Consider the following 23,822-nt stretch of genomic DNA (forward strand, 5'->3'; position numbering starts at 1 on the left):
TCAGGTAATTCAGCCCTGTCGTTGGTGCAATCCGTTGAGGCAAAATCTGACGAAAGCGTGAGGGTTTATGCGAGTAATTCGAAGTCCGCACCCGTACGCACCCGTCCATTGACCTGAATTTCAAGCCTATGCGCACCAGGAACCAAAGTGTATGTGGACGCGTTTCCCTTTAGCTTGTGCGACTTACTAAGGCTCAGCCCACCATCCCGCAGCCTTGCCTGTTTCAGCTTGTGAATCTTAACTGAGGTTTTCCCTCCAGGCCTTTGAAAGTGCACGATATAATCGACTAGGACAGGTTGGTTATTTTGTCCGCCTAGCAAGACATCGAATTCCAACAGCCCGTCAATCCGCGCCTCACCCCTTATTTGCAATTCAACGGTAACATCGGCCTCAGGATCATATCCCAGCAGTGTCATGGCTCCCGGATGACCTGTTTTGACCAGCCCGCGGAGGGTATGAGATGTCATCCAACGCAGTTCGCCCTGATCTTGCTGACCTTTTGCTTCCCACGCGCGTAACCGATCCAGAACCAGATCAGGGTTCTTCTTGGTGATGTCGTTCAGATGGTTCGCCACCGACCGCGTGACATAGCGCGTCGGATCTTTATGCAGTCTGTCCAGCAAGTGTAACGGATCTTTCAAGTCCAGTCCGACCGCTTGCCCCCAAGGCAGTCTGGGTCGTGTACCTTCGCTTACCAACCGGCGCACGTGATAGCTGTCATGATCACACCAATGTTGCATCCGATCCAGCACCAGCTGTGGATGAGTGTTCAGGAACGGACGGATGGCCCATTCCATCGAAAAGCGCTGCGTCACTTCTTCCAGCACATCAAGCGCCAGATCAGGATGATCCAATCCCACGGACGCGATCCATTCGCCCAGAGGGGCAAAGATGAAGTCGCCGAAATCGTCATCCGTTTTGGTTGGATCAAGCGGTGGCGGCAGCGCCCGCAGAAGGGTCGGCGCGACATCCGGCAGCGCCCCCGGAAACGCATTTTTCAGGCACTCGGCAATCCAGGCTATGCGCTCTTTCAGCTCAAGGTCCAGCAAGCGGGACATCACCTGACCCTCAAAGGCTTGGGCATTAAAAGTCGGCGCAGCCCCGGCGAACAAACCCGCCAGATAGCGGGTCTTTTCTTGGTTATACAGCTGATCTTTCAGCGAGAATCCTTGTGACATCCCTACATCGTCAAGTTTGTGGCACCACCATCCAGCAGGATGTTCTGCCCCACGATAAAGCCCGCCTGTTGGGAACACAGAAACGCGCAGGTAGCACCGAATTCCTGCCGCGTGCCATAGCGGCGTGCAGGAATCGTCGCAGCACGCTCGGCCCGAGCGTCATCCATTGAGATACCCTTTTGCTCTGCCACACCGCTATCCAGCGCATCCGCGCGGTCGGTGGCGTGGATACCCGGCAGCAGATTGTTGATCGTCACGCCATACGGTGCCACCTGCCGCGACGTGCCTGCGACATATCCGGTCAATCCGGTCCGCGCAGCATTTGACAGACCCAGAACGGCAATCGGTGCCCGCACGGATTGCGAGGTGATATTCACCACCCGGCCCCAACCCTTGTCCATCATTCCCGGCAACAGTGCTGTCATAAACGCAATCGGCGTCAACATATTTGCATCCAGCGCCTTGATGAAATCGTCACGCTCCCAATCCGACCACATACCGGGCGGTGGACCACCAGCATTTGTCACAAGAATGTCAATGTCTTGCGCGGCTTCAATGACCTGCGCCTGACCATCGGGGGAGGTCACATCGCAGGCAACGGTCTGCACCGAAACGCCGTGCTGGGACCTCAGACGATCGGCTTCGCGCTCAAGCGTTTCAGCCCCGCGCGCATTCATCACCAGATCAACACCTGCCTCGGCCAATGCCTCGGCACAGCCCAAGCCCAATCCCTTGCTGCTGGCGCAAACCAGCGCTCTTTTTCCACGAATACCCAGATTCATCTGATCCTCCCTGCCTTTCATTGGCCGCATGTCTAGCACCGGCCAGACAGGAAAGACCAGATTGGCAACACCGGCTTAATAGAAGAATTCTTCCCGCACGATCTTACCATCGGCAACGTGATAGACGCCAACTTCGCGCATATCGAAACTCTCGCCACTTTCCTTCACCTTACCCTGCACCTCGAAGATCACGGCAAAACGGTCATCGCCGTGCAGGTACGGATCACTGACCGTGGCGCTTGACACTTCGTGCGCCCCTTCCCACCATTCGTGTTTGCCGCGGATTCCGTCCACACCATGCGTTTCCCGGCCAGAGCCGTCCATGTCCTGTGCTTCAACCGAAACCGCGTCTGCCGCATAAAGCTTAGGCAGGTTTTCCTTGGCGCGATCCTCACGACATCCCGCAACCAGTTCTTCTGCAATCTCTTTTAAGTTCATTGGTCTTCCCCTCTATTTGTTCTCTTTATGTTCTTATTGCCACAGCAACACGATTCTGAACATCCCCTTTATCTTGCCTCGGCCGGTTTCCCCGCCTATACGCGCGCTTATGCTTGATACCTCGAACCAACCCGTACTGCCGCCCGAGATCGCCCGTCGCCGGACATTTGCCATCATCTCGCACCCAGATGCGGGCAAGACGACGCTGACTGAAAAGTTCCTATTGTACGGGGGCGCGATCCAGATGGCCGGCCAAGTGCGCGCCAAGGGTGAGGCGCGGCGCACGCGTTCGGATTTCATGCAGATGGAAAAGGATCGAGGCATTTCGGTTTCCGCCTCGGCCATGTCGTTTGACTATGGCGATTACCGGTTCAATCTGGTGGATACGCCCGGTCACTCGGACTTCTCGGAAGATACCTATCGCACGCTGACTGCAGTGGATGCCGCCGTGATGGTCATCGACGGCGCGAAGGGTGTGGAAAGCCAGACGCAGAAATTGTTTGAGGTCTGCCGCCTGCGCGATCTGCCGATCCTGACCTTCTGTAACAAGATGGACCGCGAAAGCCGCGATACGTTCGAAATCATCGACGAAATTCAGGAAATGCTGGCCATTGATGTCACGCCCGCCGCATGGCCCATCGGCGTGGGTCGCGACTTCATCGGGTGCTACGACATGCTGCGCGACCGGCTGGAGCTGATGGACCGTGCCGACCGCAACAAGGTGGCCGAAAGCATCCAGATCGACGGTTTGGATGATCCCAAACTGGCTGAGCACGTGCCCGAGCATCTGTTGGAGAAGCTGCTGGAAGAGGTTGAAATGGCGCGCGAACTGTTGCCCCAACTCGACCCACAGGCGGTGCTGGAAGGGCATATGACGCCAATCTGGTTTGGCTCCGCCATCAACTCCTTCGGCGTGAAAGAATTGATGGAGGGCATCGGTGCTTATGGTCCTCAGCCGCAGATCCAATCGGCTGAACCCCGTCAGATCTCCCCGGACGAAAAGAAAGTCGCCGGGTTTGTCTTCAAGGTGCAGGCCAATATGGACCCCAAGCATCGTGACCGGGTGGCCTTTGTGCGCATGGCCTCGGGGCATTTCAAACGCGGCATGAAGCTGACCCATGTGCGGTCGAAAAAGCCGATGGCGATCTCGAACCCAGTGCTGTTTCTGGCATCCGACCGAGAACTGGCCGAAGAAGCCTGGGCCGGTGACATCATCGGCATCCCCAACCACGGCCAGCTGCGCATCGGTGACACGCTGACCGAAGGCGAAGCGATCCGCGTGACCGGCATCCCGTCTTTCGCGCCGGAACTGCTGCAGACCGTCCGTCCGGGCGATCCGATGAAGGCCAAGCATCTGGAAAAAGCCCTGATGCAATTCGCCGAGGAAGGCGCGGCCAAAGTGTTCAAACCCTCAATCGGCTCGGGCTTTATCGTCGGCGTTGTCGGCGCGCTGCAGTTCGAAGTACTGGCCAGCCGGATCGAGATGGAATATGGCCTGCCCGTCCGGTTCGAAGCGTCTCAGTTCACGTCAGCCCGTTGGGTCAGCGGCGACAAGGCCGACGTTGAAAAGTTTGTCAACGCCAACAAACAGCACATCGCCCATGACCATGATGGTGACATCGTGTACCTGACCAGACTGCAGTGGGACATTGACCGAGTTGTGCGTGACTATCCGGCACTGAACCTCACGGCGACCAAGGAAATGATGACGTGATCGGCCAAAACGCTGTTTATGACCGGTAACCCGAGCTGGGGCATTGTTTCGACCGTTCGGGGCCCGACCCCGGACATACTGCGCTTTGTGGCCTATCACCTCGACTTGGGTGTCGACCGGATGTACATCTTTCTGGACGAACCCAACTCGGTAGCCTTTGGCGCACTGGCTGAGCACAAAAAGATCGACGTCCATACGTGCGATCACAGGTTCTGGGCAAGCCGGAAACGCGACCGGCCCCAAGCGCACCAGACTCGCCAGACGGCGAATGCATCCTTCACCTATCGCAACACTGACGTGGATTGGCTGACCCATATCGACATGGATGAGTTTTTATGGCCGGACCGCCCCATTTCTCAGTGTCTTGCAGGGGTCTCTGACGACCTTCCCGGTGTCCGGGTCCGACCGATCGAAGCACTGGCCGGCTGTGAGGATGAGTACAAGGCGTTTATCCCCAAAGGCCCGCGGCGCGAAAAACTCGTTCAAACAATTTACCCAAGCTTCGGTGCATTTGTTCGGGGCGGTTTTTTAAGTCATTTGCAGGGTAAGATATTCGCCCGCACCGGTTTGCCAAAGATCAGTTTTCGTATCCACAATCTGCTTCAGAACGGCGAGCCCTTGCCCTGCAAAGCCGAGCTACCCGGCGTCGACCTTTGCCACCGCCACGCACCGGATTGGGACTGCTGGCTAGCTCACCTTCCATTCCGGCTTGAGTGTGGCTCTTATCGCCCCGGAATGTCCCCAAACGTGCCGCGTGCCGATGGCGGGATGAACATGAACGAATTGCTAACCCGTATCGACGCCGAAAACGGTATCGACGGGCTGCGCAGTTTTTTCGATGAGATCAGCGGCGCAGACCCCGAGGTGCATGCGCGGCTTGAGAAATTTGGCATGCTCCGGCATCGACCCCTAAATTTGAACGCCAAGCTTGCGAAACACTTTCCCGGAAGTGCCTGAATTGTTGCGGTAAACCCCCATCTGCAGGACGCAGAAACATCTTCGGGGGACTTCATTTGACCCCGACCTACGATTTTGTTATGTCCCGCTCCAAGCCGAAATGCGCGATGTTGCGTATGGCCTTCCGGGCCCGGCACACCTTTGACGCGCGGGCCAGGTCTAGTGTCCGCAAAAACCGGACATACATGACAAAGTTTAACGAACTGAACCTGAACCCCAAGGTCCTCAAAGCCATTGAGGAAGCTGGATACGAAACCCCCACCCCGATTCAGGAAGGCGCGATACCGCCTGCTTTGGAGGGGCGCGATGTGCTGGGTATCGCCCAGACCGGGACCGGCAAAACTGCCAGTTTCACTCTGCCAATGATCACCTTGCTGGCGCGCGGTCGTGCGCGCGCGCGGATGCCTCGGTCGCTGGTGCTGTGCCCGACTCGCGAGTTGGCCGCACAGGTGGCCGAGAATTTCGATACATATTCAAAACATCTTAAACTGACCAAGGCGCTGCTGATCGGTGGTGTCAGCTTCAAGGAACAAGACGCCCTAATTGATCGCGGTGTTGATGTCCTGATCGCAACCCCGGGCCGACTGCTGGACCATTTTGAGCGCGGTAAGCTGTTGCTGACCGGCGTTCAAATCATGGTGGTGGACGAGGCCGACAGGATGCTGGATATGGGGTTTATCCCTGATATCGAACGCATCTTCTCGCTGACACCGTTCACCCGCCAGACCCTGTTCTTCTCGGCCACCATGGCCTCAGAGATTGAGCGGATCACTGACACTTTCCTGTCCGCCCCCGCCCGGGTCGAAGTTGCGCGTCAGGCCACGGCCTCGGAAACGATTGAGCAAGGCGTGGTGATGTTCAAGGGCGGACGACGCGACCGTGAGGCCAGTGCTAAGCGCAAGGTTTTGCGTGCTCTGATCGATGCCGAAGGCGACAAGTGCACAAATGCGATCATCTTTTGCAATCGCAAGACAGATGTGGATATTTGCGCGAAATCGCTGAAGAAATATGGCTATGACGCCGCCGCGATTCATGGTGACCTAGATCAATCGCAGCGAACGAAGACACTGGATGGGTTCCGTGACGGGTCGCTACGCCTATTGGTGGCATCAGACGTCGCCGCGCGCGGGCTGGATGTCCCTTCGGTAAGCCACGTGTTCAACTTCGACGTTCCCAGCCATGCCGAGGATTACGTCCACCGTATCGGCCGTACCGGCCGCGCCGGACGCGATGGCAAAGCGATCACGATCTGCACGGGCCGCGATGAAAAGGCTTTGGATGCAATTGAAAAGCTGATCCAAAAGGACATCCCGCGGCTCGACAATCCAGTCAAGGACGAACCGAAGCCGGCCGAGAAGCCAGAGAGAAAAAGCAAATCTTCGGACGTTAAAAAGAGCGAAAGCAAAAAGACCGACCGCAAAAAGGACAAAGAGCCCAGAGGGCGTGGCCGGCGTGACGACAATGGCTCGAGCGTCGTGGGCATGGGCGATCATCTGCCGAGTTTCATCGCCCTCAGCTTTGATGAGCGCCGCACGGGCTAGATCGCCAGCACCAGCGCCAGAATAGAGACACCAAGCAACGTCATCCCGGCGATCTCGCGCCGGGTGATCGTCTCATGAAAAAACAGGATCGAGGCGAGCAAGCTGAAGATAAGCTCGACCTGCCCTAATGCCTTGACGTAGGCCGCGTTTTGCAGCGTGAAGGCGAAGAACCAGCAGAACGACCCGCACAGGCTGGTCAGGCCAACAAACACGCCCGTGCTTCGTGTCTGCCACACAGCGATAAGTTCGGCCCGGTCGCGCCACAAAAGCCAAAGCCCCATGCTGATAAACTGGAACGTGACGACGAACGCCAAGGTGATCAAGGCGCGGAACCAAGCATCGATGTCCCCCAACTCCAGCGATGCGCCGCGATAGCCGACCGAAGAAAATGCAAACAAGACCCCTGATCCCAACCCCAAGCGGGATGCGCGGTTGGATAGGTGTTTCCACCAGGCCCCACCGCCTTCGGGGCTTTTCGACAACAGCAACACTGCGGCGAGCCCCAGTATGATCGCCAAAAGCGCCCCGTTCGAGATTTGGTCGCCTAACACCAAAAACCCAACAATTGCGGTTTGAATCACTTCAGTTTTCTTGAAGGTGATTCCCACGGCAAAGTTACGCTGCTTGAACAGGGCAACTACGCAGATCGTCGCCAGGATTTGCGCGGTGCCACCGACCATTGCGTACAGCCAGAACCAAGCGGTCAACGGTGGCAGGCTGTACCCGGTTACAAGCAGTGCAATGGTCAGCGCCATAACCGCAAGCGGTAAAGAATACGCAAATCTGGCGAATGTCGCCCCGGCCGCCGTCAGCTTTACGGTGCTCAGCGATTTCTGAAGCATGAACCGCACTGTTTGAAACGAGGCGGCAGCGATGGTGACGGGAACCCATAAACTCATAGGGCTCCTTGTGTCGCTAAATCACTCTTTTGACCAGAGCGGATGCGCCACCGGGTCCTTCGCCCGCCAAAGGTATGTCCTGATAATCTCGGAATACGACCGATAGACATAGGCTTGGTTACTGGTCAGATACCGATCTTTATCTGCACGGTACAACGCAGGAAGCCGATACCATGGCGCGCGGGGATTCATGTGATGAACGACGTGCAGGTTATTGTTCAAGAACAGAAAAGCCAGAAGTCCGCGGTCTTCTATAATCACCGTACGAGCGCTTGTATCCTCATGCGCGCGGTGTTCCAAAAAGGTGCGGATTTTCACAAGGCCGAGGCCAAAATAGGCCGAGAGTAGATAGGCCCAAATAGGCATTAATGACTGCGACACAACCCAAAGAACCGCCGAAACACCAAACAAGTGAACCGCCCAGGCCCGCAGGATTTTACTGTCTCCGCGCAGTACTCTTCGCCCCTCATCCCGTACAAACATGACCTGTCCGATCGCTGGGCCCAACACAATGCGGCCCAACAGCGTGTTGTTCACGCTTAGCATCCGCTTTTGCCAAGGCCGCAATGATATCCAGACTTTGGGGTCCAGATAGTTCGATTCTGGGTCGTCATAGGGGTCGGTCAAGGTTTCGTCGCGATGATGCGCCAAGTGTAGATCGCGGAATCTTTGGTATGGGATGAAAAGCGTTAGCGGCAGCGCCATCAACGCCTCGTTCAACCATCTGCTGCGGAACGGGTGGCCGTGCAGTGCCTCATGCGTCAGTGAAGAGTGTAGCGCTGCGACCAGCGCCATCGCAGGGATCGCCGCCCATACTGGCAGAAGGAAGATCACAGCCAACCAAGCGCCATAGCACGCAAAGATCAGGCCAAGGGTGCCCCATTCAGGCGATGCGGGCCTAGACATTGCGGCCCCACGTAATCCCGGCCCAGACACGCTCATAAATAACGTAGAGTGTCAGGCCAATTGCAGTATTCACAACCGCCAGCGCTCCCCCGACAACCGCCGAGCCGGTGGCGACAAGCCCCACCAGCGTCATCACGACCAATCCCATGGCATTCCACAGGACAGCTTTCACGACAGATCTTCGTCGTGTTTCCATTCCGTCACCCATATTGTTGTTATGTCTCCAAAATAACGGAACACCACATACGTTGAAAATTCTGAATATGATTAACAAAATTCATCAATTGTGATATTTTGAAGCGTATGCAGAGTAAAATAGACAAACGATACCGTGCGGCACAGTTCCGACAGCGCCTCGCCCGCGCAATGGAAGAGCGTCAAGTGAGCCAAAGCGCCGTTGCCCGTCAAATCGGCGTGGATCGTTCGACCGTCTCACAATTATTGACGGATGAGGGCGCGCGACTTCCGAACGCCCATGTGGTTGGAAGCTGCGCCTCGGCCCTTGGGGTTTCCGCGGACTGGCTTTTGAGTCTATCAGACCGACCGGAAAGCGCGGCGGAACTTTTAGCTAGTTCGCTAACCATGACCGAGGCCCCTCGGGCGCTGGTGGACGAACGCATCTTCGAATGGCACCAAGAGGCCGCGGGCTACAAAATTCGTTATGTTCCAGCAACTTTGCCGGACATGTTAAAAACGCGCGCCGTGTTAGAGTGGGAATACGCACCACACCTGGGCCGAACTGCCAATCAAGCGATCGGAGCTTCAGCCGATCGCCTGACATGGATGCGTAGTGCTCAGTCGGATTATGAAATCGCGATGCCCCTCTATGAAATCGACAGCTTTGTAGACGCCACCGGGTATTATGAGGGATTGTGCCCCAAAATCCGGCGGGACCAGATTGACCACCTGCTTGATATCTGTGAGCAGCTCTATCCGCGGCTACGAATTTATCTGTTTGATGCGAAACGGCTTTACTCTGCACCGGTTACGATTTTTGGTCCGCTTCTATGCGTATTTTATGCTGGCAGCCACTATATGGCTTTTCGTGACCGCGACCGGATTGAAACTTTTACTCGCCATTTCGACCGCTTGGTGCGCGAAGCTGATCTGACGGCGCGCGACTTCCCAGAGCACCTGAGGCGTCTCCGTTCCGCAATTTCTGACCCTTAAAGATGCGTCAACGCGAAACCTATGCTATCGTCCATCGGCGCGAGTCTTCGGGTAATCCGATCACAGACGGAGGACGACAGGAATGGACGCACTACAAACCGCACAATACGCACGGGCCCTATATACTGCTCATGGTGACCAGGCCGAGGCGGAAGCCGCGCAAAGAATGCGCGAATGCGAAGCCGCCGGGAATGTACAAGAAGCAAAAGACTGGCAGGCGGTCCGCCAGACCATTCGCCAGTTTCGCGGTCCCAACCAGGGCTGACGCCACCTAGATTTTCGGGTCGGGATTCACAGTATGGCCGTCCACGGCGATGACCTGACCCGATATCAGCCGCGCCGAATCTGAGGCGAGGAAAACAGCCATATTGGCAATGTCGCGGCCCTCGACAAATCTGCCCATCGACGTGCCCGCGGCATACCCTGCATACACCTGGTCGCGGGTCATGCCCTTGGCAGCGGCCTCACGTTGCAGAACACCTTCCATCCGCGGCCCTTCCACCGCGCCGGGACAGATCGCATTGGCGCGGATGCCGTGCGGGCCAAGTTCCATTGCCAAGGTCTTCATCAACCCAATCACGGCCCATTTCGCTGCAGCATAGGGCGAGCGGTATGGATAGCCATACTGACCAGCAGTTGAGGACGTAAGGATAACGCTGCCCGTTTGTGTCGCCTTCATCAAAGGCGCGGCGTATTTTGCCGCCAGAAAAGCGCCGTCCAGATTGACCGAGATGCAGGATCGCCAATCGCTCAAGTCAACATCCTCGACGGCAGCGGTTGGTCCGGCAATTCCGGCATTAGCGCACAAAGCATCTAATCCGCCCTTGGCACCAATGGACTGAAAGACTGCACTCATGTCGGTTTCATTCGAAGCATCAGCTCTACGCGCCGTCCAGTGTTCGGGCACGGATTGCAGCGCGGCTGCATCTATGTCTGTGATCCAGACATCGTATCCCGCCGCATCAAACGCCTCGGCCATGGCGCGACCGACGCCCGAAGCGCCAGCCGTGATAAGAACACGCCGACTCATGCCGGTTTACGGATCGCGGCCCCCGCTCCCTCGGGGTACGGGAGTCCGGCCTGCGCCTCAGCAATCTGCGCCATTGCGGCTTCGATCTCGGGCGAAGGCGCACTGGGGCGACGTGTTTCCAGACTGACATGCAGCAAAAAGCTTTCGCCCGTTGCCAGCAGCTTTTCGCCCTCATACATTCTGTGAAAAACGTGCAGTTTCTTGCCCTGCCCCAGCAACATCTGGGTGCGTATTTGAATCCTGGCCCCTGCTTGCACTTCGTCGATATATCGGATGTGGTTTTCGGCCGTAAAGTAGCTGCCGCCCGATGCGATATAGTCCATATCGCACCCGATAATCTCCATGAAACGGTCCGTCGCGGCGGCGAACGCCTCAAGATACTTCGCCTCGTTCATATGGCCGTTGTAGTCGGTCCAATCCAACGGCACCGCACGGGATAGGGTCAGGATCGGCTGGGTCAAGTCGGCTTGTTCAAGCGTTGGCAAAGCACCGGGTTTGAGCCGCGCATCGTGTTGGTTCAACACAGCCCCCGCACCATAGTTTTGCACCTTCAGCGCGCGCATCATGCTGACAAGGTTGTTGTCGCGAATGCGCTCCAACTCACGGATCGAGTGCATGCCTGATTGCGCATCGGATTGTTCGGCAATCAAGTCGACCAATTCATCGGTGAATTCGGGCACATCCATCAGCTTGGTCCAGGGCCATTTCAGCGCCGGGCCGAACTGCGCCATGAAATGCCGCATCCCGGCCTCGCCACCCGCCACGCGATAGGTTTCGAACAGACCCATCTGCGCCCAGCGAATGCCAAAGCCCATACGGATCGCCTCGTCCACCTCTTCAGTCGTGGCGATACCGTCTTTGACCAGCCACAACGCCTCACGCCAGACCGCTTCAAGGAAGCGGTCAGCGATATGCGCATCAATTTCTTTCCTGATGTGCAGCGGGAAGAACCCCACCGATTTCAACAAATCCTGTGCACGTTCTACCAATTCGCGCGGGTTCTTTTCCGTGGGCACCAGCTCAATGAGGGGTAGAAGGTAGACCGGGTTGAACGGGTGCGTCACGACAATCTGCTCAGGCCGCAGCGCGCCTTCTTGAAGCTCGGACGGTCTGAACCCGCTGGTCGAGGATCCGATGATCGCACCAGGATCACAAGCCTCCTGTAAGTCTTTGTAAACCCTTAACTTAAGGTCCAGCCGCTCTGGCACACTTTCCTGTATCCAAGTAGCCCCCTGTACCGCCTCAGCCATTTCATCATGGAAGGTCAGTGCGCCTTCGGAGGGCAGCGGTACGTCGCTTAACCCCGGCAGGGACCGTCGCGCGTTGTCCAGAACCTCGCCAATCTTGCGCTCGGCCTCAGTGTCCGGATCAAAGACCCGCACGTCCCACCCGTTCAGCAGAAAGCGCGCGGCCCATCCGCCGCCGATTACGCCGCCACCGATGATTGCTGCTGTTTTTGTCATGTCTTTATTCCATTCCTTGGGCGAGATTCAGCCTGCTATCTAAACTGGTGCCCGCTTGGTCAGCCCCAGCTTCTCACGCACGTCTTGCGGCCCGATCACGCGCGCGCCCATATTCTCAATGATAGTTCCAGCGCGTTCGACCAACTGCCAGTTCTCGGCCAGCACGCCCTTGTCGAGCCAAAGGTTATCTTCGAGACCAACGCGGACGTTGCCGCCTGCCAGAACCGCCGCCGCGACATAGGCCATCTGGTTGCGGCCCAGAGCAAACGCGCTGAACGTCCAATCATCCGGCACGTTGTTGACCATTGCCATAAAGGTGTTCAGGTCGTCTGGCGCGCCCCACGGCACTCCCATGCAAAGCTGAACAAGCGCCGGGCTGTCCAGCACGCCATCTTTTACCAGTTGCTTTGCATACCACAGATGACCGGTGTCAAAGGCCTCGATCTCAGGCTTTACGCCCAGATGCGTCATCATACGCCCCATCGCCTGCAACATGCCCGGCGTGTTGGTCATGACGTAGTCTGCCTCAGCAAAGTTCATGGTGCCGCAGTCCAGCGTGCAGATCTCGGGCAGGCACTGCGCCACGTGCTCAACCCGTGCTGCCGCGCCAATCATATCCGTCCCGTCTTCGCGCAGGGGCAAGGGCTGCTCGGTCGGGCCAAACACCATGTCTCCGCCCATCCCTGCGGTCAGGTTGAGAACGACGTCGACCTCGGCCTCACGAATTCGTTCCGTGACTTCGCGGTACAAGTCCAACCGGCGGCTGGGCGCGCCGGTCTCGGGGTCGCGCACGTGGCAATGGACCACCGCCGCCCCGGCTTTTGCCGCGGCGATCGCGCTTTCGGCGATTTGCTTCGGTGAACGTGGTACATGCGGGCTGCGATCCTGCGTTCCGCCCGAGCCTGTCACGGCGCAAGTGATAAAGACGTCGCGGTTCATTTCCAGAGGCATTGTGTTCTCCCCAGTTTATACCCGGTTTTGCCCTGAGTTTTCCCCAGGCTTCTCCCCGGATTCCGATTTGCGTTCGCCCCCGACTTTGACGCAGCCTTGGGAAAACACTTGCCAGAATGCGAATCGAACTTGATGAAATCCGCGAAAAACATATTGCAGCCCGAACATCGCGCCCTGAAAACAGCGGTGCTGGTGCTGGATGAATGCAACACGCTGAGTTTTGCGTCGGCAGTAGACCCGATGCGTGCAGCCAACCGACTGGCAGATCGCCCGGCCTTCGACTGGGACTATGTGACCGCCAAGGCGGAACCGGCCATGCTGACCAGCGCGCTGAGCGTGCCGGGCATCCCTTTGGCACGGCTGCAGGGTTGCGACCTGATGATCGTTCTGGCCGGGTTCCAACTGGCCCGTCACGCGACGCCCAGTTTGCTGGCTGGCCTGCGCCGAATCGCAAAAACCGGGGCAACGATGGCGGGGATCGACGGTGGCCCCTGGCTGCTGGCCGAGGCGGGGCTTTTGGACGGCCACGCCGCGACCACGCATTGGGAAGACCTGGCAAATTTTGCCGCCCGCTTCCCTGAGGTTGACGTACGACCCGACCGGTTCACGGTCTCGGCTAATCGCCTGACCTCGGGCGGTGCGATCCCAGCGGTTGAGATGATGCTGCACATTATTGCCGCGCGCCACGGCGCGGGTTTTGCCGCACGTGTTTCCGGCCTCTTCCTCTATGACGGTGCGCCCGAACCGACGAAACCGCAAAGCCGCACCGGTGCGCCGCACCGTCATACGGCGCTGACAGCTAAGGCGAATGCACTCATGGAGGCCTCTCTCGATGAACCTCTCCCACTGGTCGATATCGCCGAGGCGCTTGCCACCAGTCCCCGCACTTTGCAGCAACAGTTCCGCCTGCGCCTTAATACCACGCCGCAAGATCACTATTTGCAACTGCGCCTGGCCGAAGCCCGCCGTCTGGTTACCGACACAGACATGCCTTTGATGGACGTGGCGCTGGCAACGGGCTTTGCCTCACAATCCAGCTTTGCACGGGCCTTCCGCACAGCCCACGGCCTGTCGGCCCGTGACCTGAGGCAGGAAAGAACGCAAGCACCCCACCACTGATCTGGCTCTGCCCGCCCAGCCAAATTCAATGAGACGGTCGGGCGGGGCTTGGCGGGCAACGCCGCTAGAATGGCATTGGATGCGCGCGATGGGCCTGACCGATCTCGGCCATCACCTCAGCAGATAGCCGAAGATCCTTGCCTGCCAGAATATGCTCCAACTGCGCCACTGACGTCGCGCCAAAAATCGCGGACATCATGAAAGGCCGTGTGCGGCACCAGGCCAGGGCCATGTGGATCGGGTCCAACTTGTGGCGCTCGGCGATCTCCAGATACGCGGCTACGGCCTGAAACACGCGTGGGCTGTTACGTCCGCCCATCTCAGCCACCAGGGACATGCGTGAGCCGTCAGGCACCGCCCCACCCTGATACTTGCCGGTCAAAAAGCCCGCGCCCAGTGGTGAAAAGGCCAGCAGACCGACATCCTCATGCACGCTCAGCTCGGCCATATCCGTATCGAAATGACGGCAAAGCAGCGAATACTCGTTCTGTACCGAGGCGACCCGCGGAGCGCCCATCTGCTCGGCAATCCGCAGCCATTGCGCAGTGCCCCACGCGCTTTCGTTGGACAACCCAAAGGCACGGATGTTGCCCTTGTCAACCTGCGCCTGCAACGCCTCAAGGCATTCTTGCATGTTGTCCAGAACTTCATTCGTATTGTGTCCCGACGGGGCATAGTTCCAGTTTTGCCGGAACATATAGCTGCCCCGGTTGGGCCAGTGAAACTGGTACAGATCAATGCAGTCTGTCTGTAGCCGCCGCAGAGAGCCCTCGATTGCCTCGGGGATCGTCTGCCCGGAAATGGGCGCACCGTCGCGGGCGTGGGCAAACCCCGCTCCAGAATGCTTGGTCGCCAGAATGTAATTCCCCCGGCGCGACGGGTTTGCCGCATTCCAATTGCCCAGAATCTCTTCGGTCCGGCCCACGGTTTCTTTCGAGATCGGGTTCACCGGATACATCTCAGCCGCGTCCACGAAATTGATCCCGGCGTCAAGCGCCAGTTCGATCTGGGTATGCCCATCTGCCTCGGATGTCTGCGTGCCGAATGTCATCGTACCCAGGCACAGGTCTGACACCATGATTCCCGTGCGGCCCAAAGGCTTCATTTCCATCTGTCTCTCTCCTGAGAAGTCTTTCGGTGCCAGAGCGTTATGCTTCGGCCTTTTTTTCCCAACGGCCCGTTTCCTCGGACCAGTATTGCGCCGCGCAGCCTGCGGCTGTCAGCGCTTTCCACTGACCGCGCGCATGCTGAACGGCGTGATCATCATTGCCATCGAACAGGATGCAAACCCGTTCCAACGCGGATACTTCATCCGCATCCACAAGCGCGCCGTCTACTGCCATCACACAAGCCGGATCATTCGCGGCCTCTGGTTCAGTCGTCAGCAATATGGGCTGCGCCGCATCATGCGGACCACCCGCGCGGCCATGTGGCAAGAACCCATCTTCCGGTCCCAGCCACAGCTTTTCATCCAACCAGTCCATCCGCGCGGGATCAGTACCCCGCACGGCAATCTTCCATCCGGCCTGACGTGCCTTGTCCAGCAACACCGGCAGTGTTGCTTCCAAAGGCTGTCGTGTCAGGTGGTAGAAATAGACGGCGCCCATCTGTTTACTCGAAGTGATCCTCCACAAGGCGGCTGAGCGCGCGAACACCCCAACCGGTTGCCCCTTTGGGTGCGTAGGACGTTTCTGACGATACCGAGGCCACACCCGCGATATCCAGATGAATCCACGGCGTTTCCTCTTTTACGAAACGCTGCAGGAACTGCGCTGCAGTGATCGAGCCTGCCGGGCGCCCACCGACGTTCTTCATATCAGCGATGCGCGATTTCAACTGTTTGTCATAGGCATCGCCTAGGGGCATCCGCCACGCGCCTTCATCCTCGGCCTTGGCCGATTTCAGGAAGGCATCGCAGAACGTATCGTTGTTCGAGAAGACACCCGCATTCTCATGCCCCAAACCGATGATGATCGCGCCGGTCAGGGTGGCAAGGTCGATCATGCCCACAGGCTTGAATCGCTCTTGAGCGTACCACATCACGTCGCACAGAACCAAACGACCTTCAGCGTCGGTGTTGATGATCTCGACCGTGTCGCCCTTCATCGACTTGACCACGTCACCGGGGCGCGTGGCATTGCCGGATGGCATATTCTCGACCAGACCGACCAGACCCACGACATTGGCCTTGGCCTTGCGTTTGGCCAGCGCCCGCATGGCGCCAGCAACGACCCCGGCACCGCCCATATCCATCGTCATATCTTCCATGCCGCCCGCTGGCTTCAGCGAGATACCACCGGTGTCAAAGACAACGCCTTTTCCGACCAAGGCCAGCGGCGCATCATCCTTGTCGCCACCGTTCCACTGCATCACAACAACCTTCGATGGGCTGACCGATCCCTGCCCGACGCTTAGGAGCGTGCGCATACCAAGCTCAGCCAGCTTGTCCTCTTCCAGAACCTCGACCTCAAGCCCCAGCTCTTTCATCTCAACCAAACGCGCAGCGAATTCGGTGGTGGTCAGAACGTTGGCCGGTTCGTTGGTCAGATCACGCGTCATCCGTACACCATCGGCCACGGCGTAGAGCGGAGCAAAGGCGGCTTCGACTTCGTCAGACTTCTGGTGGCTGATCATGACAGAGCCGCCTTCGTCCGTGTCCTTGGTCTTATGCGCATCAAACGCATAGCTGCGAAGCGCGATCCCCATAGCAAGCTCTTCCGCTCGAACCTGGTTGCCTGCCATCACAAGGATGTCCTTGCCGCCTGCCAGCTTTGCCAACGCCGCACCGGCCTTTCGCGCCTCGTCCGCGTCGGGGCGGCGCGGCAAGACCACGATATCCAGCGCTTCGGCAGCCATGCCGCCGGGCCAAGCCAGCGAGATCACGTCGCCAGTCTTGACCTTTTCAAACCGGTCGCTTTCAACCAGTCGCGCCACCGCGCCACGAGTCAGGCGGTTAGCACGGCGCACTGCGGGGCTCATCTTGCCATCGGCCGGAATGATAATGGCGACCCTGCCCTCGGCCTGTGTCATTAGGTCCGCGTCGAAAGGTTGAAACCGGATCGGTACAAGACTGCTCATCGCAAGCTCCTCAGATTCTGTTCACCAAGACCTAGCCCGCGCTAAGCATCTTGACCAGATAGCAGTTTTCCCCGCCCGCCAATTGCATTACAGTCCGGAAAAAAACCGACCGGATCGAGGAACAGTGAATTGGCGAAACAGGGCAGGCATATGCCGAAGCGCATCTGCGTAGGCGATTGCGGCTATAGCCACATATGCCTCTGTTCCCACATCGACCTTCGCGGGTGGGAGGCTCGGCCGTGATCCTCGATCGTTATTTCGCTCGCCGTTTCTTACAAAGCTTTCTGGTTATCGGCGGTATTTTTCTTACGCTGATGATTCTGATCGACCTGGTCGAGCAAGCCCGTCGGTTCAATTCTGAGAATCTGTCGTTCGGCAAACTGCTGCATCTAACACTTCTGAATACACCAGCAGCCATTAACGAGATGCTGCCGCTGCTGGTTATTCTGGCTACAATCGCGCTTTTTATTGGTATGGCGCGCAGCTCGGAACTAGTGGTGACACGTGCCATTGGGCGGTCAGGTATCCGTGCTTTGTTTGCCCCGGTGGCGCTGGCGCTGATCATCGGCGCAATGGCTGTCGCGCTGCTGAACCCAATCTCAGCCGCCACCTCCGAAGAATACTGGCGTCTTTCTGGAGCCTACAAGAACAAGGACGACTCCGCCCTTTCCATCACCCGAGAAGGCGTGTGGTTGCGTCAGGGGTCGGCAAAAGGGCAGTCCGTCATCCACGCGCGCGGCACGACTGCTTCGGACGCGCTTGAACTCACCCGGGTCACAATCATCACCTTCTCGCCGGATGGAAAACCGACGCAACAAATCATTGCCGACAAAGCACGCTTGTCGAGCGACTCGTGGGTTCTGTCAAACGCAAAGATCTGGTCGTTGGCAGATGACGTAAATCCTGAGGGCGCCGCCGAAGTACACGAGCAGATCGAAATCCCCACCACACTCACCCGACAGCGAATTCTGGACACGCTAAGCCAACAGGGTCTGATTTCGATATATGATCTGCCCCAGCTTATCCGCGACCTCAAAGAGGCCGGGTTTTCCACCAAACAATACGAGGTTTGGCTACAGGTCGAACTTGCGCGGCCTCTGTTTCTGATGGCAATGGTCATGATCGGCGCAGCCTTTACCATGCGCCATGTTCGCTTTGGCGGCACGGGGATTGCGGTGTTGTCTGCCGTTCTGCTGGGTTTTGCCATCTACTTTGTTCGCAATTTTGCCCAAATACTCGGGGAAAACGGTCAATTGCCAATCTTAGTCGCAGCCTGGGCACCGCCCTTTGCAGCCATACTTCTGTCTCTCGGTCTTCTGCTTCATGCGGAGGACGGCTGATGCGGCTCATATCCAGCCTTTTGCTGTCCGGTGCCGTCGCTCTGGCCCTGCCAGCAGTGACCGCCGCACAAACCCAGTCATCAGCCAACCTGGCGCAGGATACACAGCAGGAAGACCAGCCCGCCCTGCTTGTGGCGGACAAGGTTTTCATCACGCCGGATCGTGTTTTGGTGGCTGAAGGAAACGTCGAAGCCTTTCAGGGTGACGTCAAAATCACTGCTGAACGCATCACCTATGACCGAGAAAGCGGTGCGCTTAAACTGGAGGGACCGATCCGTATCGACGAGGCCGGAGAGACAACGCTGCTGGCGGATTCGGGTGAATTGGATGACGGTATTCAGAACGGTCTGCTGATTGGCGCGCGAATGGTGTTCGACCAGCAGGTTCAGATCGCGTCAGTTCAGGCGGCCCGTGCTGGGGGCCGGTATACGCAATTCAGCAAGGTATCGGCCACCTCATGTCACGTCTGCGCCAACGGGCGACCGCCAATTTGGCAGATCCGAGCCCGGAAAGTGACGCATGATCAACTGGAACGGCAACTGTACTTTGAAGGCGCGCAATTCCGTGTTTTGGACCTGCCAGTGTTCTATTTTCCCTATCTGCGACTGCCTGACCCGACGTTGGAGCGCGCGACAGGGTTTTTGGTGCCCTCGGTGCGCACCACCTCGCAACTGGGAACGGGCCTGCAGGTGCCGTATTTCATTAAACTGGGTGATCACAGGGACCTTACGCTAACCCCGTATGTTTCATCCAAGACTAAAACCCTGGGGCTGCGCTACCGTCAGGCTTTCAAGAAAGGTCGCATTCAGCTTGAAGGCGCCTATACACGTGACGATCTGCAACCGGACGAGGATCGCGGATACCTGTTTGCCAACGGTTGGTTCAATGTCCTGAACGGATACCGTTTCCTTTTCAACATCAAGACCACGTCAGACGACGCTTATCTGGCTGACTACGGCCTGCCCGACCTTGACCGCCTGCGCAGTGAGATCGCGCTGGAGCGGATCAAACGCGACACTGCATTTCGCACCAGCTTTATCCACTACAAAACACTGCGTGACAGCGAAGATCAGGATGAAATCCCGTCGCGAGTGTTTGATCTCTACTACCAAAAGCGCTTGTTCCCGACCTCTGTCGGCGGCGAGGTGCGGCTGGGCTTTATTGCCCACACTCATGAGCGGACCAGTGACGAGGATATTATCGGGCGTGACGTCGCCCGTGCCACCGTTGATGCCGAATGGCTGCGCAACTGGACGTTCACGACCGGTCTGCGGGTCGAAGCGCGCCTGGGCGCATCAATTGATAGGTTCGATATTCGCAATGACAGCGAGTTCCCCAACAACGTCACCCGAACTACGCCGCGCGCTGCACTGACACTGCGCTATCCGCTTCGCAAGCAAGAGAGCTCGGGCGCGACGCAAGTCCTGGAACCGATTGCCCAGATCGGCTGGACCCATGTGTCCGACGAAGATATTCCAAACGACGAAAGCACTTTTCAAGAATTTGATCAGGGCAATCTTTTGTCCCTGTCCCGATTTCCCGCCCCGGATCGGCGCGAGGACGGGCTTACAGGTGTATTCGGCGTAAATTGGTCGCGCTATACAGCCGGGAACTGGCGCGCGCTGGTCACGATCGGTCAGGTGTTTCGCGCAGATGCCGACCCGAATTTCAACCTGACATCGGGTTTGCAGGGCACGTCCTCGGACCTGCTGTTGGCGGGACAGCTTAGCACGGCCAATGGCTGGACCTTTGCCGGCCGCGGCCTTTTGAATGGGGATTTCAGCTTTGCCAAGGCTGAACTGCGTGCGGGCTGGCAACAACAGACTGTGGGCGCCACAGGCAGCTATGTCTGGCAAGAGCCCGACCCGGACGAAAATGTGGACGACGAGATCTCTGAAATCCGGCTGACGGGGCGTTACAGGGTAGATCAGAACTGGAACACACGGGCCTCGGCGCAGTATGACCTTAGCGAATCCGAACCGATCCGTTATGGGCTTGGTGTGACGTATCGGAACGAATGTGTGCAGGTTAACATGAACGTCAGCAGGCGATTTACTTCGTCGTCAAGTATTGAGCCTTCGACCGAATTCGGGTTTACCGTAGCCTTGACGGGTTACTCCGTCAAAAGTGGCGGCCAACAATACAAGAGAAGATGCAGTTGATTTCAGGTTTCACCAGTTTCCTCCGCTCCGGTTGGCTTCGTCCGGTCGCCCCTGCCCTTGTCGGGGCAATGCTTGCTTTGGCATCACCGCAGGTGAACGCACAAAGCCCGTTTTCGCCGGCAATCAAGGTCAACCAGGACATTATCACCTGGTATGAGCTGACACAGCGGCAGCAGATGTTGATTGCACTTGGCGCCCCGGGCGCGACCGAGGATGAAGTGCGCGACGCCCTGATCGACGACAGGTTACGCCGCCAAGTCATGCGCGAGGCCGGTATTGAAGCCGCCCCCGAAGACATCGAGCTTGGCATCGACGAATTCGCCGCGCGGGGACAGTTATCGACCGACCAGTTCCTGCAATTGCTGGCTGATGAAGGGGTCGATCGCGAAACTGTACGTGATTTTGTTGCAGATCAGCTTTCCTGGCGCGACTATGTCAGCGCGCGTTTCCTGTCACAAGCGCGCCCAAGCGAGGAAGAGATCAACCGCGCCCTTGGTGAAGCTGGTGGCGGCGGTTTGCAAGTACTGCTGTCCGAAATCATCATCCCGGTTAATCCGCAAACCGTAGCGCAGGCCGAGCTTTTGGCGCAGGAAATTTCCCAGTTGCAGGGTTTTGATACGTTTTCATCGGCGGCAACGCAGTATTCGGCGGCGGCCACGCGGGACAACGGCGGGCGTCTGGATTGGTTGAACCTGTCTGACCTTCCTCCTGCGCTGCAGCCAGTCGTGCTGGGGCTGAAAGACGGCGATATTACGCAGCCATTGTCACTGCCCAACGCCATCGCCCTGTTCCAGATGCGCGGCATCCGCGAAGTGGCCGCCGGGACGACCCGTTTTTCCGAGATCGACTACGCGATTTACAATTTGCCCGGTGGCCGCAGCGCCGAAACTCTGGCAAGGGCTGCAAGGCTCCGCGAGGACATTGACACATGCGACGACCTCTACGGCGTCGCGCAGGGTCAGCCGCCCGAAGTTCTACAACGCATCCAGGCCAGCCCCAGCGAAATTCCGCGTGACATAGCGCTTGAGCTTGCAAAGCTCGATCTGAACGAGGTCTCGACCGCGCTGACACGCAATAATGGTCAAACGCTATTGTTCCTGATGCTCTGTACCCGCACCCGCGAACTGGGCGAGGACACGTCGCGCACCGACGTCGCCAACGCACTGACTCAACAGCGGCTTGCGGCTTTTGCAGAAAGCCTGCTAGCCCAGCTGCGTGCAGAAGCAAACATCGTCGAACAATGACAGCGCCGATTGCGCTCAGCTGCGGGGAACCAGCGGGAATTGGGCCGGAAATAGCAGCAAGGGCGTGGTCGACTTTGCGCGACAGCTGCCCCTTCTTTTACATCGGTGATGCAGAGCATTTGCCGCCTGCGACACGAGTTGCGCGCATTTCACACCCGTCCGAGGCGAAAGATATCTGCGCCACCGCCCTGCCGGTTCTTCAACTGGACTTTCCCGCGCCCAATGTGTCCGGGGAACCCGACCCAGCGAACGCGCCATCGGTGGTTGCCGCGATTGAGCAGGGCGTGTCACTGGTACAAGCGGGTGCTGCGTCGGCGCTTTGTACGGCGCCGATTCACAAGAAAGCCCTGATTGACGGCGCTGGTTTTGGCTATCCCGGACATACCGAGTTTCTGGCCGCACTTGCAGGCCGGGACCGTGTTGTCATGATGCTGGCCAGCGATCAGTTGCGTGTGGTGCCAGCAACCATCCACATCCCACTGTCCGAAGTGCCCTCGGCGCTGACCCCCGAGTTGCTGACCGAAACCATCTTGATTACCGCTGAGGGACTACGACGCAATTTTGGCATCGCACACCCCCGGATTGCCGTTGCCGGGCTCAACCCGCATGCGGGCGAAGGTGGTAAAATAGGGTCCGAGGAAGTGGACTGGATCGCAAACCTAATCACTGATCTGCCTACGAAGGATTTTACCGTCACCGGCCCACACCCGGCGGATACGATGTTTCATGCCGCCGCCCGCGCCCGCCATGACGCAGCGATAGCGATGTATCATGATCAGGCGCTCATCCCTATCAAAACGCTGGATTTCGACAAGGGCGTGAACGTGACGCTTGGTTTACCTTTTATCCGCACCTCACCCGACCATGGCACCGCACTTGATATCGCCGGACAGGGTATTGCTACCCCCACCAGTCTGATCGAGGCTCTTAAGCTTGCACAGCGGATGGCGCACAGCTCAATACTCAGTACGTCGGCATCCAAGTCATGAGCGCAATCGACAATCTTCCCCCACTGCGCGAGGTCATCGCAAAACACCAGCTTTCGGCACGCAAATCGCTGGGCCAAAACTTTCTGCTGGACCTGAACCTGACCGCCAAAATCGCGCGCCAAGCAGGAGATCTCAGCGCGTGCGACGTCTTGGAAATCGGTCCCGGCCCTGGTGGTTTGACACGCGGGCTGCTTTCTGAGGGCGCCCGAAAGGTCGTTGCAGTGGAAAAGGATACGCGCTGTATCGCGGCCCTAAACGACATTGCAGCAGCCTATCCCGGGCGGCTTGAAGTGATCAACGGCGACGCTCTGGAAATCGACCCTCTTAATCACCTGACCCAACCAATCCGCGTCGCGGCCAACCTGCCTTACAACGTAGGGACCGAGTTGCTGGTCCGCTGGTTGACCCCACCGCAATGGCCACCTTTTTGGCAGAGCCTGACGCTGATGTTCCAGCGTGAGGTCGCTGAACGTATCGTCGCCCAACCCGGCAGCAAAGCCTATGGCCGCCTTGCCATCCTTGCTCAGTGGCGGGCCGAGGCACGGATTGCCATGTCTCTGCCCCCCGGCGCGTTTACCCCGCCACCCAAGGTATCCAGCGCCGTTGTTCACCTGACCGCACTGCCCGAGCCGCGCTTTCCCGCAGACGCGGCCACATTGTCACGTGTCGTTGCAGCCGCCTTTAATCAGCGGCGCAAAATGCTGCGAGCCTCGCTGAAAGGCGTTGCGCCTGATATCGAAGACCGGCTTCTGGCTGCGGGAATCAAGCCGACACAGCGCGCCGAGCAGGTCCCACTTGAAGCTTTCTGCGCATTGGCCCGTGAAATTCATAAAGGCTAGGCAGAAACGAAAAGCCCCGGAA

Annotated in this window: 23 protein-coding genes; 11 read left to right on the top strand and 12 right to left on the bottom strand. The window is 58.1% G+C overall.

All coding sequences use genetic code 11. From position 1 onward, the window contains the following. Positions 1 to 65 precede the first annotated feature (65 nt). From AC2FIT_RS00910 to AC2FIT_RS00920, 3 genes are all read right to left on the bottom strand, one after another. The gene (locus AC2FIT_RS00910) at positions 66 to 1,178 is read right to left on the bottom strand and encodes a YhaZ family DNA alkylation repair protein (protein ID WP_496825768.1); all 1,113 of its coding nucleotides are present in this window, start codon (positions 1,176 to 1,178) and stop codon (positions 66 to 68) included. 2 nt (positions 1,179 to 1,180) lie between these two features. Beyond that, positions 1,181 to 1,960, bottom strand: a complete 780-nt coding sequence (locus AC2FIT_RS00915) for an SDR family oxidoreductase (protein ID WP_496825770.1) — start codon at positions 1,958 to 1,960, stop codon at positions 1,181 to 1,183. A gap of 75 nt (positions 1,961 to 2,035) precedes the next feature. Then, the gene (locus AC2FIT_RS00920) at positions 2,036 to 2,398 is read right to left on the bottom strand and encodes a nuclear transport factor 2 family protein (protein WP_496825772.1); all 363 of its coding nucleotides are present in this window, start codon (positions 2,396 to 2,398) and stop codon (positions 2,036 to 2,038) included. A 109-nt stretch (positions 2,399 to 2,507) separates the two neighbouring features. Here AC2FIT_RS00920 and AC2FIT_RS00925 point away from each other — a divergent pair, with 109 nt between their 5' ends. The 3 genes from AC2FIT_RS00925 (at position 2,508) to AC2FIT_RS00935 (ending at position 6,610) form a co-directional block, all read left to right on the top strand. Next, positions 2,508 to 4,112: a peptide chain release factor 3 gene (locus AC2FIT_RS00925; RefSeq protein WP_496825774.1), complete on the top strand. Its 1,605-nt coding sequence runs from the start codon at positions 2,508 to 2,510 to the stop codon at positions 4,110 to 4,112. Between the two features lie 18 nt (positions 4,113 to 4,130). Next, entirely contained in the window at positions 4,131 to 5,069 is a 939-nt protein-coding gene (locus AC2FIT_RS00930) for a glycosyltransferase family 2 protein (RefSeq protein WP_496825776.1), read from the top strand. 185 nt (positions 5,070 to 5,254) lie between these two features. After that, positions 5,255 to 6,610 (top strand): DEAD/DEAH box helicase, encoded by a 1,356-nt coding sequence (locus tag AC2FIT_RS00935; protein WP_496825778.1) that lies wholly within the window; start codon positions 5,255 to 5,257, stop codon positions 6,608 to 6,610. Here the strand turns inward: AC2FIT_RS00935 and AC2FIT_RS00940 are convergent. From AC2FIT_RS00940 to AC2FIT_RS00950, 3 genes are read right to left on the bottom strand one after another with little or no spacing between them, the layout of a single operon-like run. After that, positions 6,607 to 7,509, bottom strand: coding sequence for an EamA family transporter (locus AC2FIT_RS00940; protein ID WP_496825780.1), 903 nt, complete (start codon positions 7,507 to 7,509; stop codon positions 6,607 to 6,609). The two genes, AC2FIT_RS00935 and AC2FIT_RS00940, sit on opposite strands and share 4 nt — an antisense overlap. A gap of 21 nt (positions 7,510 to 7,530) precedes the next feature. Next, on the bottom strand, positions 7,531 to 8,415 hold the full coding sequence (locus AC2FIT_RS00945; protein ID WP_496825782.1) for a fatty acid desaturase: 885 nt from the start codon (positions 8,413 to 8,415) through the stop codon (positions 7,531 to 7,533). Further along, positions 8,408 to 8,611, bottom strand: a complete 204-nt coding sequence (locus AC2FIT_RS00950; RefSeq protein WP_496826480.1) for a DUF2061 domain-containing protein — start codon at positions 8,609 to 8,611, stop codon at positions 8,408 to 8,410. The genes AC2FIT_RS00945 and AC2FIT_RS00950 overlap by 8 nt, the downstream gene beginning before the upstream one ends. Before the next feature lie 107 nt (positions 8,612 to 8,718). On the opposite strand from AC2FIT_RS00950, the gene AC2FIT_RS00955 reads away from it, so the two are divergent. Next, positions 8,719 to 9,585, top strand: a complete 867-nt coding sequence (locus tag AC2FIT_RS00955) for a helix-turn-helix domain-containing protein (protein WP_496825784.1) — start codon at positions 8,719 to 8,721, stop codon at positions 9,583 to 9,585. A gap of 82 nt (positions 9,586 to 9,667) precedes the next feature. Further along, on the top strand, positions 9,668 to 9,850 hold the full coding sequence (locus tag AC2FIT_RS00960) for a hypothetical protein (RefSeq protein WP_224889171.1): 183 nt from the start codon (positions 9,668 to 9,670) through the stop codon (positions 9,848 to 9,850). A 6-nt stretch (positions 9,851 to 9,856) separates the two neighbouring features. Here the strand turns inward: AC2FIT_RS00960 and AC2FIT_RS00965 are convergent, their stop codons facing one another. From AC2FIT_RS00965 to bcoG, 3 genes are read right to left on the bottom strand one after another with little or no spacing between them, the layout of a single operon-like run. Continuing rightward, the gene (locus AC2FIT_RS00965; protein ID WP_496825786.1) at positions 9,857 to 10,615 is read right to left on the bottom strand and encodes an SDR family oxidoreductase; all 759 of its coding nucleotides are present in this window, start codon (positions 10,613 to 10,615) and stop codon (positions 9,857 to 9,859) included. Next, on the bottom strand, positions 10,612 to 12,078 hold the full coding sequence (locus AC2FIT_RS00970; protein ID WP_496825788.1) for a carnitine 3-dehydrogenase: 1,467 nt from the start codon (positions 12,076 to 12,078) through the stop codon (positions 10,612 to 10,614). Before AC2FIT_RS00970 ends, AC2FIT_RS00965 begins: the two co-directional genes overlap by 4 nt. 39 nt (positions 12,079 to 12,117) lie before the next feature. Continuing rightward, positions 12,118 to 13,029: a 3-dehydrocarnitine:acetyl-CoA trimethylamine transferase BcoG gene (gene bcoG / locus AC2FIT_RS00975; RefSeq protein ID WP_496825790.1), complete on the bottom strand. Its 912-nt coding sequence runs from the start codon at positions 13,027 to 13,029 to the stop codon at positions 12,118 to 12,120. 132 nt (positions 13,030 to 13,161) lie between these two features. Between bcoG and AC2FIT_RS00980 the strand changes: the two genes are divergently transcribed. Then, positions 13,162 to 14,148, top strand: coding sequence for a GlxA family transcriptional regulator (locus AC2FIT_RS00980; RefSeq protein WP_496825792.1), 987 nt, complete (start codon positions 13,162 to 13,164; stop codon positions 14,146 to 14,148). A 64-nt stretch (positions 14,149 to 14,212) separates the two neighbouring features. On the opposite strand, the gene AC2FIT_RS00985 is transcribed toward AC2FIT_RS00980, so the two are convergent. From AC2FIT_RS00985 to AC2FIT_RS00995, 3 genes are read right to left on the bottom strand one after another with little or no spacing between them, the layout of a single operon-like run. Further along, a complete protein-coding gene (locus AC2FIT_RS00985) occupies positions 14,213 to 15,259 on the bottom strand; it encodes an aldo/keto reductase (RefSeq protein WP_496825794.1) in 1,047 nt (348 codons plus the stop codon). 37 nt (positions 15,260 to 15,296) lie between these two features. After that, entirely contained in the window at positions 15,297 to 15,755 is a 459-nt protein-coding gene (locus AC2FIT_RS00990) for a DNA polymerase III subunit chi (protein WP_496825796.1), read from the bottom strand. Positions 15,756 to 15,759: 4 nt separating this feature from the next. Then, positions 15,760 to 17,226, bottom strand: coding sequence for a leucyl aminopeptidase (locus AC2FIT_RS00995; protein ID WP_496825798.1), 1,467 nt, complete (start codon positions 17,224 to 17,226; stop codon positions 15,760 to 15,762). 239 nt (positions 17,227 to 17,465) lie between these two features. Here AC2FIT_RS00995 and lptG point away from each other — a divergent pair, with 239 nt between their 5' ends. The 5 genes from lptG to rsmA are packed head-to-tail and all read left to right on the top strand — an operon-like array spanning position 17,466 to position 23,800. Further along, entirely contained in the window at positions 17,466 to 18,566 is a 1,101-nt protein-coding gene (gene lptG, locus AC2FIT_RS01000) for an LPS export ABC transporter permease LptG (protein ID WP_496825800.1), read from the top strand. Beyond that, positions 18,566 to 20,728: an LPS-assembly protein LptD gene (locus AC2FIT_RS01005; protein ID WP_496825802.1), complete on the top strand. Its 2,163-nt coding sequence runs from the start codon at positions 18,566 to 18,568 to the stop codon at positions 20,726 to 20,728. The genes lptG and AC2FIT_RS01005 overlap by 1 nt, the downstream gene beginning before the upstream one ends. Next, on the top strand, positions 20,719 to 21,972 hold the full coding sequence (locus AC2FIT_RS01010; protein WP_496825804.1) for a peptidylprolyl isomerase: 1,254 nt from the start codon (positions 20,719 to 20,721) through the stop codon (positions 21,970 to 21,972). Before AC2FIT_RS01005 ends, AC2FIT_RS01010 begins: the two co-directional genes overlap by 10 nt. After that, positions 21,969 to 22,961: a 4-hydroxythreonine-4-phosphate dehydrogenase PdxA gene (gene pdxA, locus AC2FIT_RS01015; protein ID WP_496825806.1), complete on the top strand. Its 993-nt coding sequence runs from the start codon at positions 21,969 to 21,971 to the stop codon at positions 22,959 to 22,961. The genes AC2FIT_RS01010 and pdxA overlap by 4 nt, the downstream gene beginning before the upstream one ends. After that, entirely contained in the window at positions 22,958 to 23,800 is an 843-nt protein-coding gene (gene rsmA / locus AC2FIT_RS01020) for a 16S rRNA (adenine(1518)-N(6)/adenine(1519)-N(6))-dimethyltransferase RsmA (protein WP_496825808.1), read from the top strand. The genes pdxA and rsmA overlap by 4 nt, the downstream gene beginning before the upstream one ends. Positions 23,801 to 23,822 lie beyond the last annotated feature (22 nt).

It is taken from the genome of Ruegeria sp. YTSA135, assembly GCF_059610165.1.

Coding starts and splice junctions, on each gene's coding strand:
- AC2FIT_RS00910 (WP_496825768.1), bottom strand. CDS start 1,178: ATGTCACAAGGATTCTCGCTGAAAGATCAGCTGTATAACCAAGAAAAG.
- AC2FIT_RS00915 (WP_496825770.1), bottom strand. CDS start 1,960: ATGAATCTGGGTATTCGTGGAAAAAGAGCGCTGGTTTGCGCCAGCAGC.
- AC2FIT_RS00920 (WP_496825772.1), bottom strand. CDS start 2,398: ATGAACTTAAAAGAGATTGCAGAAGAACTGGTTGCGGGATGTCGTGAG.
- AC2FIT_RS00925 (WP_496825774.1), top strand. CDS start 2,508: ATGCTTGATACCTCGAACCAACCCGTACTGCCGCCCGAGATCGCCCGT.
- AC2FIT_RS00930 (WP_496825776.1), top strand. CDS start 4,131: ATGACCGGTAACCCGAGCTGGGGCATTGTTTCGACCGTTCGGGGCCCG.
- AC2FIT_RS00935 (WP_496825778.1), top strand. CDS start 5,255: ATGACAAAGTTTAACGAACTGAACCTGAACCCCAAGGTCCTCAAAGCC.
- AC2FIT_RS00940 (WP_496825780.1), bottom strand. CDS start 7,509: ATGAGTTTATGGGTTCCCGTCACCATCGCTGCCGCCTCGTTTCAAACA.
- AC2FIT_RS00945 (WP_496825782.1), bottom strand. CDS start 8,415: ATGTCTAGGCCCGCATCGCCTGAATGGGGCACCCTTGGCCTGATCTTT.
- AC2FIT_RS00950 (WP_496826480.1), bottom strand. CDS start 8,611: ATGGAAACACGACGAAGATCTGTCGTGAAAGCTGTCCTGTGGAATGCC.
- AC2FIT_RS00955 (WP_496825784.1), top strand. CDS start 8,719: ATGCAGAGTAAAATAGACAAACGATACCGTGCGGCACAGTTCCGACAG.
- AC2FIT_RS00960 (WP_224889171.1), top strand. CDS start 9,668: ATGGACGCACTACAAACCGCACAATACGCACGGGCCCTATATACTGCT.
- AC2FIT_RS00965 (WP_496825786.1), bottom strand. CDS start 10,615: ATGAGTCGGCGTGTTCTTATCACGGCTGGCGCTTCGGGCGTCGGTCGC.
- AC2FIT_RS00970 (WP_496825788.1), bottom strand. CDS start 12,078: ATGACAAAAACAGCAGCAATCATCGGTGGCGGCGTAATCGGCGGCGGA.
- bcoG (WP_496825790.1), bottom strand. CDS start 13,029: ATGCCTCTGGAAATGAACCGCGACGTCTTTATCACTTGCGCCGTGACA.
- AC2FIT_RS00980 (WP_496825792.1), top strand. CDS start 13,162: ATGAAATCCGCGAAAAACATATTGCAGCCCGAACATCGCGCCCTGAAA.
- AC2FIT_RS00985 (WP_496825794.1), bottom strand. CDS start 15,259: ATGGAAATGAAGCCTTTGGGCCGCACGGGAATCATGGTGTCAGACCTG.
- AC2FIT_RS00990 (WP_496825796.1), bottom strand. CDS start 15,755: ATGGGCGCCGTCTATTTCTACCACCTGACACGACAGCCTTTGGAAGCA.
- AC2FIT_RS00995 (WP_496825798.1), bottom strand. CDS start 17,226: ATGAGCAGTCTTGTACCGATCCGGTTTCAACCTTTCGACGCGGACCTA.
- AC2FIT_RS01005 (WP_496825802.1), top strand. CDS start 18,566: ATGCGGCTCATATCCAGCCTTTTGCTGTCCGGTGCCGTCGCTCTGGCC.
- AC2FIT_RS01010 (WP_496825804.1), top strand. CDS start 20,719: ATGCAGTTGATTTCAGGTTTCACCAGTTTCCTCCGCTCCGGTTGGCTT.
- pdxA (WP_496825806.1), top strand. CDS start 21,969: ATGACAGCGCCGATTGCGCTCAGCTGCGGGGAACCAGCGGGAATTGGG.
- rsmA (WP_496825808.1), top strand. CDS start 22,958: ATGAGCGCAATCGACAATCTTCCCCCACTGCGCGAGGTCATCGCAAAA.